This window comes from Cohaesibacter intestini (assembly GCF_003324485.1).
In the GTDB taxonomy this organism is placed as follows: Bacteria; Pseudomonadota; Alphaproteobacteria; order Rhizobiales; family Cohaesibacteraceae; genus Cohaesibacter; species Cohaesibacter intestini.
This window is the reverse complement of sequence record NZ_QODK01000001.1, coordinates 746,246-761,844: the sequence shown is the minus strand read 5'-3', so window position 1 is coordinate 761,844 and position 15,599 is coordinate 746,246. Positions and strand designations below refer to the sequence as shown.

The following is a 15,599-nucleotide window of genomic DNA, read 5'->3' as shown; positions in this document are numbered from 1 at the left end:
AACAGAGGATCGGCATCAACAAAAGCAACTCTCTTGCGCTTCGCGCTTTCATGTAAGGAATCGGCGCTTTTGGCCATCGACAAAAAGTCCTCAATGCAATCCTAAATGGTATATATGTCGTACAGTTACAAAAATATTTGACCAGCAATTGCGATAAAATTAAATCACACCAAATCTGGTTTGTACAGGTGCATCAAACAGGGCATTGATTGCACTGATGTTTTTAGTCAATCCTACGTATTACTATTTAGGGTGCAGTCAAAGACGTCCCGTGCCATGGATACACCCCATCGTTGACCGGCAACAGATCGACACAATTTGGAAGCTGGTCCAGCGGCAGTGACCGGTGCCGGTCGTAGAATAATTTTTCAACTTAACCCGGTGCCTTGTCAGTCTCGGCGAAGGCATTTTGATTTTCGCAACACACTTGGTTGTCTATTTCCTGAATGTTCGAAAAGTTGGCATTGCATTCCTCGCACTTTCAAGCGGAACAACCTACATTAGACAGGAAAAAGGCATTTTCATATCTGATCGGCCAGACGCCGATCCCCAGCACTTGATGTTCGGGACGGGCGCGGCACGATCTTAATCACCTGAGGAAAACAGCATGGCACAGTCTCCAATTAAGACCGAAGGGCGCGGGCGCATCTATGATTCCATTCTCGACACCATCGGCAATACGCCGCTGGTGCGTTTCGACAAGATTGCCAAGGAACATGGCGTCAAGGCGAATCTGATCGGCAAGCTCGAATTCTTCAACCCGCTGGCCAGCGTCAAGGATCGCATCGGCGTCAACATGATCGAGAGCATGGAAGCGGACGGCAAGATCGAGCCGGGCAAAACCACGTTGATCGAGCCAACCTCTGGCAATACCGGCATTGCACTGGCCTTTGCCGCTGCAGCCAAGGGATATCGTCTTATTCTGGTGATGCCGGAAACCATGTCCATCGAGCGCCGCAAGATGTTTGCGTTTCTGGGGGCCGAGCTGGATCTAACCGAAGGGCCGAAAGGTATGAAGGGCGCGATCGCGCGGGCCGAAGAACTGGTCGGTGAAATCGAGAATGCGGTCATTCCGCAACAGTTCCAGAACCCCGCCAACCCGGAAGTCCATCGCAACACCACCGCAGAAGAAATCTGGAACGACACGGCCGGTGAAGTGGATGTGCTGATCTCGGGCATTGGAACGGGCGGCACCATTACTGGCGTTGGCACGGTTCTCAAGGAGCGTAAGCCGGGCGTCCATATCGTCGCGGTCGAGCCCACCGACAGCCCGATCCTGTCGGGTGGCAATCCTGGTCCGCACAAGATTCAGGGGATCGGCGCAGGGTTTGTTCCCGGCGTTCTGAATACCGAAATCTATGACGAAGTGGTGACCATCGCCAATGAGGACGCCTTTGCCTATTCCCGTGCACTGGCCCGCACTGAGGGCGTGCCGGCGGGGATTTCTTCCGGTGCCGCTCTGGCCGCTGCCATCGAAGTGGGCAAGCGCGACGAGATGGCCGGTAAGAATATCGTCATCATCATCCCAAGCTTTGCAGAGCGTTATCTCTCGACTGCCTTGTTCGAAGGCATTTGATCGCTGCCGAAATCGCCAACTATTCTTCACACCGCAAGCTTCGTCTTGCGGTGTTTTTTTGTGGCTGGCGCAGACTTGTCACCAATTTGCCTGACGCATAAGACTTTGCCTTTTTATTTTCCGATAGGCACGGCATGATGTCCCTTCCTGATTGTAAGATTTGCTTTTCTCGTGTTTGAAGGGTCTGGCCTCATGGTTGCTCAAATGATTCATCAAGTGAAAACCTCCCTATCCTGCCTGCTTCTGATCGGGGCGCTGCTGCTCGCACCTCAAGTCGGACTGACGCCAAGTCTTGCCGGGGATGCTGCCGAGTTTCGAGCGCACGGCTTTTCCTCCGATGAAGCCGGACGCTATTTTGCCTTTGAGGAATTTGGTGCACAAGATGGCTCGGGCTTTCCCTTCTCCAACATCTATATTGTTGATCTCAAAGAGGATAAGTGGGTGCCCGGCACCCCGGTGCGGGTGCTGATCGAGGATGAAAGCCAAACCCCCTTGGCGGCCCGCGTCAGCGCCTTCCAGCAGGCCACCAGCATTATGCAACAATATGATATCACCCGTGCTGGTGTAATGATGGCCGCCTCTCCGCTCAATGAGGTGAGCGACAAATCGACCTTGTCCTTCCATCAGGCCATCAATCCGCTGCTCTCGGGCCAACCTGCGCCCTACAAGCTGCAGCTGAGCAACATTGATGTGATGGACCTCAATGATTGCGGCTTTGCCGACAATCGGGTGATGGGGTTTGCGCTGAGCATGACCAAACCGGACGGCAGCCATGTCGACATTCATGATGAAGCCTCTGCCCCCAAGTCTCGCGGCTGCCCTCAGCGTTATCATTTGGTTGCGGTCTTCGCGCCAGACCGTTACAGGGTACAAAGCTATGCGGTGGCTTTGGTTGGGGTCTTCAGTCGGGGATTTGAAGGCCCGACTATGCGGTATATTGCGGTGCCGTTCGCATTCTAAGTCAATCCATTGAAAGACAAGGACATACCATGCTGTCAGAGCAAGAGCTGGAACGCTATGCCCGCCATATCCTGTTGCGGGATGTCGGTGGGCCGGGGCAGCAAAAGCTGAAAGCTGCCCGGGTGCTGGTGATTGGTGCAGGCGGGCTCGGTTCTCCGCTTTTGGCCTATCTGGCAGCCGCGGGCGTTGGAACGCTCGGCGTGGTGGATGACGATGTCGTCTCCCTGTCCAATCTGCAACGCCAGATCGTCCATGACAGTGACGCGCTTGATTTGCCCAAGGTTGAGAGTGCCGCTCGCAGCCTTGCGCGCATCAACCCCCATGTGACGGTGGTTGCCCATCAAACCCGGCTTGATGCCGACACGGGGGCGAAGCTTGTGGCGGCCTATGATTTGGTGGTTGATGGTTCGGACAATTTCGATACACGCTATCTTGCCGCCGATCTTTGCGAAGCAGCCCAAAAGCCTTTGATCACAGCCGCAGTGGGCCTGTTTGATGGCTCCATCACAACGCTGAAGCCTTTTGAGACGGACGAGAAGGGCAATCCGAACCCGCGCTATCGCGACCTCTTCCCCAATCGCCCAGCGCCGGGCAGCATTCCCTCCTGTGCCGAAGCCGGGGTGCTCGGTGCCTTGACCGGGGTGATTGGGTCCATGCAGGCGGTGGAAGTGATCAAGGAGATTGTCGGCCTTGGCGAGGGGCTGGTGGGGCGCCTTGTCCTCTATGATGCCCGTGCGATGCGTTTTGAGACCATCCGCTACAGGCGGCGGCCGGATTGAGACACGCTTTCCCGGCGACCGAATCGGATCTGGAACAAAGCCCGAGTGACCCCGTGCAAGATGGTGGCCAGCCGGGCTTTGGCTTGGATTTCGGGCTATCTAAAGCATCGATGGCAGTACCCGGTCCGGTGGGCGGTGGCCATCCATGAAGGTCTTGATATTGACGATGACCTTCTCGCCCATATCGGCGCGCCCTTCCTTGGTGGCCGATCCCATATGCGGGATCAGAACCACGCGATTCGACTGGACCAACTTGGAATTGACCGCTGGTTCATGCTCGAACACATCCAGCCCCGCACCGGCAATCTCCCCATTCTGGATCATCCGGGCGAGCGCATTCTCGTCAATCACCTCGCCACGCGCCGTGTTGACGATATAGGTATTTGGATTGATCAGCTTCAAACGCCGGGCCGACAGCAAGTGATAGGTGGCCGGAGTATGAGGGCAATGGATCGAGAGGACATCCATCCGGGCCAGCATCTGGTCGAGGCTTTCCCAATAGGTTGCCTCCAGCTCATGCTCGATGGCCTCCGGCAGCCGACGGCGATTGTGATAGTGGATCTGCATACCAAAGGCCTTGGCGCGGCGTGCAACTGCCTGCCCGATCCGGCCCATGCCAATGATCCCGAGGCGCTTGCCCCAGATCCGGTTGCCCAGCATCCAGGTTGGTGACCAGCCGGTCCAATTCTTCTGATCCTTCATCACCTCGATGCCTTCGGCCAATCGGCGCGGCACCGCCAAAATCAACGTCATCGCCATGTCCGCCGTGTCTTCCGTCAGCACGCCCGGCGTATTGGTAACGGTGATGTTGTGATTGCTTGCCGTTCCCACGTCGATATTGTCGACGCCATTGCCAAAATTGGCAATCAATCGGAAATTCTCCCCCGCTTGCGAAATGACATGGGAGTCAATTCGGTCGGTGACGGTGGGCACCAGCACATCTGCATATTTCACCGCCTCGACCAACTCGGCCTGACTCATCGGTTTGTCTTCGATGTTCAAGCGCGTGTCGAACAGTTCGCGCATGCGTGTTTCCACAGCGTCGGGAAGCTTCCGCGTCACAACAACAATCGGCTTGGTTTTCGCCATAGCTTTGCCCTATTCATGCCTCATAGCGGCACCGGTTTGCATTGGCTCTGATCCACGCAAAACCTTTCCAGATCTTTTCCGCAGCATCAGGCTGGTTGGTTTCTTCCCGGTGGCCGACTTTGGTTTGCAGCGCATAAAAACATGCGCCAAGGTCGTTTCCGCTTCCGATGCTATAGGCAAAGGCAACAGGTTGACCAGTCATTCCATGGTTTTAGACGAAACCCGGTGGACTTGGGATTTGCGCCATTGGTTAAAGGAATCTTTATCCGGAAATGCTAGTTTGGTCAGATATATCGCAATGCAACACAGACAAAGGGATGGGATGCAGATTCGGATGACATTGATGAAACCAGGCACTGCAGTTTTTCTGTTGGTGATGGCGCTTTGGATCCTTGCCGCCGCTCCCGTTGCTGCCCAAGGCACCAGCGTTGGCCCGTCCGGGCTGAAGGTGCCCCGCTTTGTTTCGCTCAAGTCCGACCGCGTCAATGTCCGTGGTGGTCCTTCGACCGACCATCGGGTCAAGTGGGTCTTCCGTCGCGCAGGCCTGCCGGTGGAGATCGTTCAGGAATTTGAGAACTGGCGCCGCATTCGCGATTCCGAAGGCGAAGAAGGCTGGGTCTATCATTCCCTGCTGTCCGGTCGTCGGACGGCCCTTGTCAGCCCATGGCAACGCACAGGCACCATCATTTCCCTGCGCAAGGCACCACAGGAAGAAGCCCCGATCGCGCTGAAAGCGCAGGTCGGTGTTCAGGTCAATATCACTCTGTGCGATCAGGGATGGTGTGAAGTGCGTGCCGGTGAGTATGAAGGCTGGCTGAAATCCAATCTGCTCTGGGGTGTCTATCCCGACGAGAAGATCCGATAGGCTGAAGATGATCAGACAAGGCGCGCAAAAACTGGCGCCGACGATCCGTCATCGAACCATTCCATTTGAACCATTTGAACCTGTCAGAGGGGCTTGAAAGCCAAGGTCAGGTCTTGATCAGGCGTGATCCTGTTTCTTGCGCAGACGCACCACCACGTCGACACGGGTGATCTCCATGTCTTCGGGGACTTCAGGCAATTCCGACACATGCAGGCCGCCGGGGATATCGACGACCTTGCCATCTTCTTCGAGATAGAAGTGGTAGTGATCAGAAACATTGGTGTCGAAATAGGTTTTGGTGCCTTCAACAGCCACTTCACGCAGCAAGCCAGCCTGCGTGAACTGATGCAAGGTGTTATAGACAGTTGCAAGCGAGACAGAGACATTCACACTTTCAGCTTCTTCGTGCAGCAGCTCGGCCGAAACATGACGATCACCCTTGGCGAACAGCAGTTCAGCCAGAGACAATCGTTGTCGGGTCGGGCGCAGCCCCGCTTTCACCAGCAAATCCCGTGCGGAACGCTTGTCAAAGTTGTGCAGCTCTTGCTTCATGCAGCTTGTCCTCGAAAAGTCACTTTCGCTGTTGCAATCCACCCATGCAAACCCTCCATGTCATCACCCAAATGTGATCGTCGATCGAGGCGCAAAATTGGTCATGCAACGCGTCTTTACTCAAGCAGATATAGTGCCTTTTGGCCGAAACGGCAAGTAATGTTCATGTTTTCGCAGCCTTGGAGACGGTTTTTCCTTTCATCACGAACCACGTGCCTTGACATGGTCAAAATTCTCCTGCACTCAGACACCCTTTACGGAACTGTGCAATTTGGTGATTACGTTACGGAAACGGCAGGTTGGAGAGACCGACGAAACGCCATCGGAACGCACGGATTCTGCGGCATTTTTCCGGCGAACAGATGTTAACTTAAACATTTGCACGCCTAGTGCTTGCCAAAAGAACACGCTATATAGGCAGAAGGCAGATCAACAAAAAGACTTAGCAGTTTGTTCGTAGACGCCCGACACGAAGATTTGGCATCCTGAAGGTCGTCCTGATGACGCAAGGCCAGCCGCAGGACCATATCGGGCCAATGAGTACGGACAGCCTGACCTGAAGACAGGTAGACTCAAGAAGGATAAGAGTGGAAACCGAATGGAACAGCGCCAATCCAGCTATAGCTATGAAGAAATCTTGACTTGCAGCCGCGGCGACATGTTTGGACCAGGCAACCCGCAATTGCCTCTGCCGCCGATGCTCATGCTGGACAGAATTACAAGCATTTCCGAAGATGGTGGTGAGCATGGCAAGGGTCAGATTTTGGCGGCCTACGACATCACCCCTGAGCGCTGGTTCTTCGATTGTCACTTTGCAGGCGATCCCGTGATGCCGGGTTGTCTGGGTCTGGATGCGCTGTGGCAGATGACCGGATTCTATTTGGGCTGGCTCGGTCTGGAAGGCAAGGGTCGTGCCATTTCGGTTGGCGAGATCAAGTTTGCCGGTCAGATCACCCCTGACACCAAGCTGGTTGAATATGGTGTTGACTTCAAACGCGTGATGAAGGGCCGTCTCAATCTTGGCATTGGCAATGGCTGGGTCAAGGCTGATGGTGAAGTGGTCTTCACCGCCAAGGATCTGCGCGTCGGCCTGTTCAAGGACAGCTAGGCAAGACAGCCACTGAATTTTCGCGCGCGGCTTGTCCGCGCGCATACAAGCCCCCATGTTGCGGGGATGGCCTCAGACAGGTATGACCGGCCCACCCGGTTGCTACCTGTTCGGATCGGCCAGCTCCGGATGATGCGGTGCAAGGACGGGTTTTTCGACAGGCCGGGTGACGAAAAGATCGGACCAGCGGTCGGAAAACCAAACCAACAGACAAGCAAATGCGGGTGAGACGGATGCGACAAGGCAGTATGTCTGGCCCTGAAACAGCAGCGCCCCGAATTTGATAGTGAGGCCTAGATTATGAGACGTGTTGTCATCACCGGCTTGGGAATTGTTTCCTCCATCGGCAACGATGCAGAAGCCGTAACCGAATCCCTGCGGACCGCAAAAGCCGGCATTACCTTCTCCGAAGACTTTGCCGAACATGGTTTCCGTAGCCAGGTCTGGGGTCGCCCAGACATTGACACGACCGACCTCGTGGACCGCCGCGCCAAGCGCTTCCTGTCCACCGGTGGTGAATGGAACCACGTCGCCATGAAGCAGGCGATTGCAGATTCCGGCCTCGAGCAGGATGACATCACCAACGAACGCACTGGCATCATCATGGGGTCAGGCGGTCCATCCACCCAAACCGTGGTCAATGCCGCAGACATCACCCGCAAAAACGGCTCACCAAAGCGCATCGGGCCTTTCGCAGTGCCAAAGGCGATGTCTTCCACTGCCTCTGCAACTCTTGCAACTTATTTCAAGATCCACGGCGTCAACTACTCCATTTCTTCGGCTTGTTCCACGTCGGCACACTGCATCGGCAATGCCTATGAGCTGATCCAGATGGGCAAACAGGATGTCGTCTTTGCTGGTGGCCATGAAGATATCGACTGGTCCATGTCGAACCTGTTTGACGCCATGGGCGCCATGTCTACCAACTTCAACGACACGCCGGAAACCGCGTCCCGTGCGTTCGATGCCAACCGCGATGGCTTTGTGATTGCCGGTGGTGCTGGTGTGCTGATTTTGGAAGAACTGGAACATGCCAAGGCCCGTGGTGCCAAGATCTATGCCGAACTGGTTGGCTATGGCGCCACCTCGGATGGCTATGACATGGTTGCTCCAAGCGGTGAAGGCGCCAAACGCTGCATGCGTCAGGCGTTGGCGACCCTTGATGGCAAGGTTGATTACATCAATTGTCACGGCACTTCGACGCCGGTTGGCGACACTGCCGAAATCGGTGCCATTCGTGAAGTCTTTGGTGACGACCAGCCGTATATCGGGTCCACCAAATCCCTGACCGGTCACTGTCTGGGCGGTGCTGGTGTTCAGGAATCCATCTATTCCTTGTTGATGATGCAGTCTGGATTTGTCGGTGAGTCCGCCAATATTTTCGAACTGGATCCTGCAATGACCGACATGAACATTGTCCGTCAGCGCATTGACAAGAGCTTCGATGTGGCGCTATCCAACTCATTCGGGTTCGGTGGCACCAATGCCACCCTTATTTTCCAGCGATATAACGGATAAGGGCGTCCAGAAGCATGACAGGTCTGATGCAGGGGAAACGTGGCCTCATCATGGGTGTTGCCAACAGCAATTCAATTGCTTGGGGCATAGCCCAGATGTTGCACGATCAAGGGGCAGAGCTGGCTTTCACCTATCAAGGGGAAGCATTGGGCAAGCGGGTCAAGCCACTGGCGGAAAAGCTGGGGTCGGACTTTGTTTTGCCGTGTGATGTCGAGGATCTGACGTCGGTCGACACCGTCTTTGATGCGCTCAAGGAGCGTTGGGGCAAGATCGACTTCATCGTCCACGCCATTGGCTTTTCCGACAAGAATGAGCTCAAGGGTCGTTACGCCGATACCAGTCGGGACAACTTCTCTCGCACGATGGTCATTTCCTGCTTCTCCTTCACGGAAGTGGCAAAGCGGGCAGCGGAATTGATGACCGAGGGTGGATCAATGATCACCCTGACCTATGCAGGGTCGATCCGTGTGATGCCGAACTATAATGTCATGGGTGTTGCCAAGGCGGCGCTTGAAGCATCGGTTCGTTATCTCGCCTATGACTTCGGTCCATCGGCCATCCGCGTCAACGCGATTTCCGCCGGTCCGGTGCGCACGCTGGCGGGTGCGGGCATCTCCGATGCACGCGTGATGTATAATTACCAGCGTGACAACAATCCGCTGCGCGAAGTCTGCACCATCGAGGATGTTGGCGGCACGGCGCTTTATCTGCTTTCGGATCTGTCAAAGAAAGTCACCGGTGAGGTGCATTTCGTTGATGCAGGCTATAACTGCATTTCCATGCCAACGCTTGAGACATTGTTCAGCATGGAAAAAAACGGCGCATGATCCGCTGAGCGAACAGTCTTGGAAGATTGAAAAAGAGGGCAAGGCCCTCTTTTTTTGTGTCAGTATCCCAGACAGAAACAGGATACAGGATAAAGGGCGCCTATGAAGGGGGGCCATGCGGCTCGACCTGCTCCAAAGTCGATTTTGTGAAGACCAGATGACAAGCTGTGTTGCTATTTTTGATGTCCCCAACACTCTTTTGTGTAAAATAATTCAATTGGATCCATTTTAGACTCAGTTAACCAAAGCCGTTGCGACTTTCTTTAACAAACGGGCTCTAGGCTAGCGACGTGTTGGATAATTCCGAGAGTCATCATGTCCGAATCGTCAGGTCCTTACTTACAGCGCGATCCGAACCTCAATACGAGCGTCAAACTGTTCTCCCTCGGGGTGATGATGCTTGTGGCCCTGGGTCTATCTCTATACAGCGATCCGCTGATCCGTCAGATCCCGATATTGCTGCTTGGAATGCTGGGCGCCTACTCCTTCCTCATTGCAACACAAGGGGCAAAAAATCGAGGTGAGCGCGACCGCTGCCATCTGGAGAAGCTGAAGACCAAGGACAATTTGACCGGTCTGTCTAATCGCCAGCTCTTTCTCTCCACACTTTACAGTCGCGCACGATCGCCGGAATATCAAAACACCCCTTTTGCGCTGGTGTTGGTGGACATAGACCGGTTCAAGGAGCTCGATACGATCCTCGGTACCGAGAACGGGGATCTGCTGTTACAGGAATTTGCGATCCGCCTGCAGCATTTCCAAAGGGATCCCAAGCTGGTCGCTCGTCTCTCTGGCAACGAATTTGCGATTTTGCTCGATGATATTGGGGCAAGCAGCGATTTTCCCAACCGTATCGAGATACTGCATGCCTATCTGAAACAGTCCTACCGCTTTCATGGCCGCCCGATTGACATCACTGTCTCTGGCGGCTTTGTGCTGTTTCCGGACCATGGCTACCGCACCGCCAACCTGCTTCAGCATGCCAAAATGGCTCTGCTGCGCGCCAAACAGGACGGTCGCGATCAGGTCTGCATGTTTGAGCAACGTCAGGATGTCCGCGCCCATATCGACCATGAGCTGTCGCAGGAAATGGGTAAGTCCATCGCCAATCGTGAATTCTGCCTTCATTATCAGGGCCAGTTCTGTTTGCAGACCGGCAGGCAGGTGGGCTTTGAGGCTCTGATGCGTTGGAACCATCCGACCCGAGGCTGGATTTCGCCGGGCACCTTCATTCCCCTTGCCGAACGCAATGGCCTCATTCTGCCGCTCTCGGATTATGCGCTCAGAGAGGCTTGCCGCCGCGCCGCCAGTTGGCGCCAGCCGCTGAAAGTTGCGGTAAACCTGTCGCCGATCCAGTTCCAGAAATCCGATCTGGTGCCCAATGTGGCCCGTATACTCGAGGAAACCGGCCTGCCGCCGGAACGGCTGGAGCTGGAGGTGACCGAAAGTCTATTCATCCAGACCAGTCAGCGCACCATCGAAACCCTCAACCAGCTGCGGGCCATGGGCATTTCCATTGCACTGGATGACTTCGGCACTGGCTATTCTTCGCTGAGCTACCTGTCCGCCTTCCCGATCGACAAGATCAAGCTGGATCGTTCCTTTGTTCGTGATCTCAATCAGAGCAACGGCAACATGGCGATCATTTCCGCCGTCATCGGCATTGGCAAGAGCCTCGATATCTCGATCACGGCCGAAGGCATCGAGGACAAGGAAACCATGGAAATGCTGCGGATCGCTGGCTGTCATCATGCACAGGGCTTCCTGCTCGATCGGCCGCACGATCTGGCACAGGCGCCGGGGTTCGAGATGACCGAGCCGGAACCGAACCATGAAAGCGAGATGCACGGGCTCAAGCTGATCCGCAACCCCCATCTCTGCGCGTGACAAGGCGTTAGGGGCTTGCCGAGCGCTTTTCGTGCCGTCACCTGTCCCCTGAGGGGCCCTGAGCGGCAAGTTTCCCTTCGAATGACATCTCGCATCACGCGACAAAAAAAAGCCCGTCAGAGCAGATCTGACGGGCTTTCTGATTTTCAGAGAACGGTAAGCGCCAAGCGCTTAGTCTTCGCTCTTCTCTTCCTTGATTTCTTCACCGGTTTCCTGATCGACCATTTTCATCGACAGGCGAACCTTGCCACGCTCATCAAAGCCCAGCAGCTTGACGAAGACGGCATCGCCTTCCTTGACCACGTCGGTCACCTTGTTGGTGCGTTTCGGAGTCAGCTGGGAAATGTGCACGAGACCATCGCGGGCACCAAAGAAGTTGACAAACGCGCCGAAATCGACGGTTTTGACAACCTTGCCCTTGTAGATCTCGCCAACTTCCGGCTCGGCAGCAATCGACTTGATCCAGTTGAGAGCAGCGGTGATGGCTGCGCCGTCGGAAGAAGCAACCTTGATGGTGCCGTCGTCGTTGATGTCGATCTTGGCGCCGGTTTTCTCGACGATTTCACGGATGACTTTGCCGCCGGAGCCGATGACTTCACGGATTTTGTCGACCGGAATTTTGATGGTTTCGATGCGTGGAGCATGCTCACCAACTTCCGGACGGGCTTCGGACAAAGCGTTGCCCATTTCACCCAGAATGTGGAGACGACCGCCTTTGGCCTGCTCCAGAGCGACTTTCATGATCTCTTCGGTGATGCCGTCGATCTTGATGTCCATCTGCAGCGAGGTGATGCCCTCAGAGGTACCAGCCACTTTGAAGTCCATGTCGCCGAGGTGATCTTCATCACCCAGAATGTCGCTGAGGACGGCAAACTTGTCGCCTTCCTTGATCAGACCCATGGCGATACCGGCAACCGGAGCCTTCAGAGGCACACCGGCATCCATCAGCGCCAGAGAGGTGCCGCAAACGGTGGCCATCGAAGAAGACCCGTTGGATTCGGTGATCTCGGACACAACACGCAGGGTGTATGGGAAATCATGATGAGCAGGCAGAACTGGACGAACCGCACGCCAAGCAAGTTTGCCGTGACCGATTTCACGACGCCCTGGGGACCCCATGCGGCCAGCTTCACCAACGGAATATGGAGGGAAGTTGTAATGCAGCAGGAAGGTTTCCTTGTAGGTGCCTTCGAGCGAGTCAACAAACTGCTCGTCGTCACCGGTGCCAAGGGTCGCAACAACGATTGCCTGCGTTTCACCACGGGTGAACAGAGCAGAGCCGTGGGTGCGTGGCAGGGTGCCGACTTCAGACACGATTTGACGGACGGTGGAGAGATCACGGCCATCGATGCGCGAGCTGGTTTCGATGATCTGACCACGAACGATGCCGGCTTCGACCTTTTTGAAGACGTCACCAACCAGCGATTTGGCAGGCGCTTCTTCATTCTCTTCGTCGCACAGGGCTTCGACCACTTTCGCCTTCACCGCATCAACCGCATCGCGGCGTTCGGTTTTGGAGGTGATTTTGTAAGCGTCTGCCAGCTCGGAGCCGACAATCTCGAGCACTTTGGCTTTCAGCTCGCTATTGTCAGGGGTGACAAAGTCGCGTGGTTCTTTCGCTGCTTTTTCAGCCAGACGGATGATCGCTTCGATCACTGGCTGGAACCCACGATGACCGAACATCACAGCGTCGAGCATGGTCTGCTCGGAGAGATTTTGCGCTTCGGATTCCACCATCAGAACCGCGTCGGTGGTACCGGCAACGATCAGGTCCAGGGTGGATTCATCCATCTGGTCAACCGGTGGGTTGAGCACGAATTCGCCATTGATCATGCCAACGCGCGCACCACCGATTGGGCCCATGAAAGGCACGCCGGACAGGGTCAGGGCAGCAGAAGCCGCAACCATCGCCAGGATGTCCGGGTCATTTTCCATGTCATGGCTCATCACGGTGATGATGACCTGGGTTTCGCACTTGTAGCCTTCGACGAACAGCGGACGGATCGGACGGTCGATCAGACGGGAAACAAGGGTTTCCTTCTCGCTTGGACGACCTTCGCGTTTGAAATAACCGCCAGGAATCTTGCCAGCCGCGTAGGCTTTTTCCTGATAATTGACGGTCAGGGGGAAGAAATCGAGGCCCGGCTTTGGCTGTTTGGCCGAAACAACGGTGGCCAGAACGGTGGTGCCACCCAGAGAGGCGACGACGGCGCCGTCAGCCTGACGGGCAACCTTGCCGGTTTCGAGGGTCAGCGTTTGGCCGGCCCATTCAATTTCTTCGCGTTGAATATCGAACATTTAAATGTCCTCTTTGCATACTGCTCCAATATACGGACAAAGGTGGAGCGTGATTGAGTTCACTCACGGGCAAGACAACGAGCAGCTTTTTTGCGGCAAGGGGAAAGAAGCTGCTGGCAATCCTGCCAGTGAGACATTGAATCAGTATATCCGTTTCGGCACTGATTCACTTTCTGTGTTTAGCGTCTCTGGTGACTTAGAACCAGAGCGACCGATGGACTTTCCCCGCATGCAAGCCGATTGCAAAAGGAGTGCATCTATTGCGGAGGAAACAGGGTCCGCTCGGTGAATGCTTGGTAAGCATCTTGCGGACCAACAAATATCAAAAACGCGGCAACCATGTGGCTGCCGCGTTTTTTTGGATTAGCGACGCAGCTTCAGACGCTTGATCAGATCCTGATAACGCGCTTCGTCTTTTGCTTTGACATAGTCAAGCAGCTTACGACGCTGGGAAACCAGTTTCAGAAGGCCACGACGCGAGTGATTATCTTTCTTGTGAGACTTGAAGTGCTCAGTCAGATTGACAATACGCTCGGTAAGCACAGCAACCTGAACCTCAGGGGAACCGGTGTCGCCTTCTTTGGTGCCATATTCTTTGATCAGTTCTTGCTTGCGTTCAGCAGTGATCGACATCGTTTTCTCCTTGATTGTTTTGCTGATCCCCATTGTTGAAAACGGGTGGATGATCAGGCAGATTGAAAACGCGCCTCGGCCAGAGTTCTCCCTCGATGATTTCGCAAATTGCGACCAGCATGCCGGCATTCATGGCAGCGGCATACCCTTCGATGGGAGCATCCTGTCCTCGCAGCAGCACCGATTGACCTCGGCGTAGTCTTGCTGCGGCGTTCCTGTTTATGGCCAGTGCCGGGATGTCGTCCAGCGCGGTCTCCACAGGAAGCAAGGCATCAGCGAGCCCGGTTTTTGGCCCTGGCTCGTCGGGCGCACTATGGCTCAACCGTTCCAAATCGTCCAGCGAAATTAGCATTTCCTCACGAAATGGGCCGGAAAGGAGCCGACGCAGGCCAATCACATGGCCTCGCGTTCCAAGATGCCGCCCAATATCCCGCGCTAAGGACCTCACATAGGTTCCTTTGGAACATTCGGCGACAAAAACGGCGGTATCCTCGTCGATGACTTCCACGAGGTCCAGCTCATGCACAGTGATTGGCCGGGCGGCCAGTTTCACCTCTTCCCCATCGCGCGCAAGATCATAGGCGCGTTCGCCATTGACCTTGATCGCCGAGAAGGCGGGTGGAACCTGCATGATGGTACCGGTAAAATGGTCAAGACAGGCGTCGATCTCGTCCTCGGTCGGGCGATGGGCCGAGCTGTCGGTCAGCTCCCCTTCCGCATCATCCGTTGCGGTTTCCTCACCCCAACGCACCGTGAATTCATATTCCTTCACCCCGTCCATGACAAAGGAAACGGTCTTGGTCGCTTCGCCTATGGCAATCGGCAGACAGCCGGTCGCCAATGGATCGAGGGTGCCCGCATGGCCGACCTTCTTGACGTTGAAGATCCGCTTGATGGCGCCAACGGCCTGCGTTGAGGTCATGTTGAGCGGCTTGTCGAGTGCGATCCAGCCATGCACGTCCGTGCGACGCTTGGCGCGGAATTGCTGTTTCTTTTTGCGCGGCTTGCGGGGCGCGTCCTCGTCAGAGCGGGATGCTGCGCCTTCGATCTGGTCGTCAGTCACTGGATCACCCTCACTCGTCTTCGCCGTCATCTTCGTCACGCTTGAGATCCTGAACCACCCGCGGGGAGCTCAAAAGCGCATCAATCCGAGAGGCTTCATCAAAGGTCTCGTCATAGCGGAAGCGCAGATCCGGTGTATGTTTCATCGCCAGATCGCGGCCCAGCCTGCCGCGAAGATATTTTTTATGCCCGTTGAGGGCATCGACAATCGCCTTTTCCTGCCCGGTTGCACCGAGCGGCATGACGAAGGCAGTGGCCAGCGTCAGGTCCGGGCTCATGCGCACCTCTGGAATGGAGATCACATGGGTCTCCAGGAATGGGTCAATCAGCTCGCCTCGGGTCAGGCATTCGGATAGGGATTTGCGAACCAGCTCGCCGACGCGCAGCTGGCGTTGCGATGGCATGCCACCGCCTTTGTGAGAACCACGTCCCATGATCTATTCCA

At 55.4% G+C, this 15,599-nt stretch carries 14 protein-coding genes; 8 read left to right on the top strand and 6 right to left on the bottom strand.

The window, feature by feature from the left end; all coding sequences use genetic code 11:
- Positions 1–607: 607 nt before the first annotated feature.
- The 3 genes from cysK to DSD30_RS03150 all read left to right on the top strand — a co-directional run bounded on the left by cysK (position 608) and on the right by DSD30_RS03150 (position 3,315).
- Positions 608–1,576 (top strand): cysteine synthase A, encoded by a 969-nt coding sequence (gene cysK, locus DSD30_RS03160; RefSeq protein WP_114008117.1) that lies wholly within the window; start codon positions 608–610, stop codon positions 1,574–1,576.
- A gap of 216 nt (positions 1,577–1,792) precedes the next feature.
- Positions 1,793–2,536 carry a DUF2259 domain-containing protein gene (locus tag DSD30_RS03155; protein WP_157967538.1) on the top strand — a complete coding sequence of 248 codons (744 nt, stop codon included), beginning with the start codon at positions 1,793–1,795 and terminating at the stop codon, positions 2,534–2,536.
- A 29-nt stretch (positions 2,537–2,565) separates the two neighbouring features.
- Complete coding sequence (locus DSD30_RS03150) at positions 2,566–3,315, top strand: molybdopterin-synthase adenylyltransferase MoeB (RefSeq protein WP_114008115.1); 750 nt, start codon at positions 2,566–2,568, stop codon at positions 3,313–3,315.
- A 99-nt stretch (positions 3,316–3,414) separates the two neighbouring features.
- Here DSD30_RS03150 and DSD30_RS03145 read toward each other — a convergent pair whose 3' ends face one another.
- Positions 3,415–4,404, bottom strand: a complete 990-nt coding sequence (locus DSD30_RS03145) for a 2-hydroxyacid dehydrogenase (protein WP_114008114.1) — start codon at positions 4,402–4,404, stop codon at positions 3,415–3,417.
- Positions 4,405–4,747: 343 nt separating this feature from the next.
- Between DSD30_RS03145 and DSD30_RS03135 the strand changes: the two genes are divergently transcribed.
- Positions 4,748–5,269: an SH3 domain-containing protein gene (locus DSD30_RS03135; protein ID WP_114008605.1), complete on the top strand. Its 522-nt coding sequence runs from the start codon at positions 4,748–4,750 to the stop codon at positions 5,267–5,269.
- Positions 5,270–5,386: 117 nt separating this feature from the next.
- Here DSD30_RS03135 and irrA read toward each other — a convergent pair whose 3' ends face one another.
- Positions 5,387–5,821 carry an iron response transcriptional regulator IrrA gene (gene irrA, locus DSD30_RS03130; RefSeq protein ID WP_114008112.1) on the bottom strand — a complete coding sequence of 145 codons (435 nt, stop codon included), beginning with the start codon at positions 5,819–5,821 and terminating at the stop codon, positions 5,387–5,389.
- A gap of 598 nt (positions 5,822–6,419) precedes the next feature.
- Between irrA and fabA the strand changes: the two genes are divergently transcribed.
- From fabA to DSD30_RS03110, 4 genes are all read left to right on the top strand, one after another.
- On the top strand, positions 6,420–6,929 hold the full coding sequence (fabA, locus tag DSD30_RS03125) for a bifunctional 3-hydroxydecanoyl-ACP dehydratase/trans-2-decenoyl-ACP isomerase (RefSeq protein WP_114008111.1): 510 nt from the start codon (positions 6,420–6,422) through the stop codon (positions 6,927–6,929).
- 300 nt (positions 6,930–7,229) lie between these two features.
- Entirely contained in the window at positions 7,230–8,447 is a 1,218-nt protein-coding gene (gene fabB, locus DSD30_RS03120; RefSeq protein WP_114008110.1) for a beta-ketoacyl-ACP synthase I, read from the top strand.
- A 14-nt stretch (positions 8,448–8,461) separates the two neighbouring features.
- A complete protein-coding gene (gene fabI / locus DSD30_RS03115) occupies positions 8,462–9,274 on the top strand; it encodes an enoyl-ACP reductase FabI (protein WP_114008109.1) in 813 nt (270 codons plus the stop codon).
- 315 nt (positions 9,275–9,589) lie between these two features.
- Complete coding sequence (locus tag DSD30_RS03110) at positions 9,590–11,161, top strand: putative bifunctional diguanylate cyclase/phosphodiesterase (RefSeq protein ID WP_114008108.1); 1,572 nt, start codon at positions 9,590–9,592, stop codon at positions 11,159–11,161.
- Positions 11,162–11,332: 171 nt separating this feature from the next.
- On the opposite strand, the gene pnp is transcribed toward DSD30_RS03110, so the two are convergent.
- The 4 genes from pnp to rbfA form a co-directional block, all read right to left on the bottom strand.
- Positions 11,333–13,459, bottom strand: coding sequence for a polyribonucleotide nucleotidyltransferase (pnp, locus tag DSD30_RS03105; RefSeq protein WP_114008107.1), 2,127 nt, complete (start codon positions 13,457–13,459; stop codon positions 11,333–11,335).
- A gap of 363 nt (positions 13,460–13,822) precedes the next feature.
- Positions 13,823–14,092, bottom strand: a complete 270-nt coding sequence (rpsO, locus tag DSD30_RS03095) for a 30S ribosomal protein S15 (RefSeq protein ID WP_114008105.1) — start codon at positions 14,090–14,092, stop codon at positions 13,823–13,825.
- Entirely contained in the window at positions 14,076–15,185 is a 1,110-nt protein-coding gene (gene truB / locus DSD30_RS03090; RefSeq protein ID WP_114008104.1) for a tRNA pseudouridine(55) synthase TruB, read from the bottom strand. Before truB ends, rpsO begins: the two co-directional genes overlap by 17 nt.
- Positions 15,166–15,588: a 30S ribosome-binding factor RbfA gene (gene rbfA, locus DSD30_RS03085; RefSeq protein ID WP_114008103.1), complete on the bottom strand. Its 423-nt coding sequence runs from the start codon at positions 15,586–15,588 to the stop codon at positions 15,166–15,168. The genes truB and rbfA overlap by 20 nt, the downstream gene beginning before the upstream one ends.
- Positions 15,589–15,599 lie beyond the last annotated feature (11 nt).

Bases quoted from the DNA above. Each gene is read 5' to 3' on its own strand.
- cysK (WP_114008117.1), top strand. From the start codon at position 608: ATGGCACAGTCTCCAATTAAGACCGAAGGGCGCGGGCGCATCTATGAT.
- DSD30_RS03150 (WP_114008115.1), top strand. From the start codon at position 2,566: ATGCTGTCAGAGCAAGAGCTGGAACGCTATGCCCGCCATATCCTGTTG.
- DSD30_RS03145 (WP_114008114.1), bottom strand. From the start codon at position 4,404: ATGGCGAAAACCAAGCCGATTGTTGTTGTGACGCGGAAGCTTCCCGAC.
- DSD30_RS03135 (WP_114008605.1), top strand. From the start codon at position 4,748: ATGAAACCAGGCACTGCAGTTTTTCTGTTGGTGATGGCGCTTTGGATC.
- irrA (WP_114008112.1), bottom strand. From the start codon at position 5,821: ATGAAGCAAGAGCTGCACAACTTTGACAAGCGTTCCGCACGGGATTTG.
- fabA (WP_114008111.1), top strand. From the start codon at position 6,420: ATGGAACAGCGCCAATCCAGCTATAGCTATGAAGAAATCTTGACTTGC.
- fabB (WP_114008110.1), top strand. From the start codon at position 7,230: ATGAGACGTGTTGTCATCACCGGCTTGGGAATTGTTTCCTCCATCGGC.
- fabI (WP_114008109.1), top strand. From the start codon at position 8,462: ATGACAGGTCTGATGCAGGGGAAACGTGGCCTCATCATGGGTGTTGCC.
- DSD30_RS03110 (WP_114008108.1), top strand. From the start codon at position 9,590: ATGTCCGAATCGTCAGGTCCTTACTTACAGCGCGATCCGAACCTCAAT.
- pnp (WP_114008107.1), bottom strand. From the start codon at position 13,459: ATGTTCGATATTCAACGCGAAGAAATTGAATGGGCCGGCCAAACGCTG.
- rpsO (WP_114008105.1), bottom strand. From the start codon at position 14,092: ATGTCGATCACTGCTGAACGCAAGCAAGAACTGATCAAAGAATATGGC.
- truB (WP_114008104.1), bottom strand. From the start codon at position 15,185: ATGACGGCGAAGACGAGTGAGGGTGATCCAGTGACTGACGACCAGATC.
- rbfA (WP_114008103.1), bottom strand. From the start codon at position 15,588: ATGGGACGTGGTTCTCACAAAGGCGGTGGCATGCCATCGCAACGCCAG.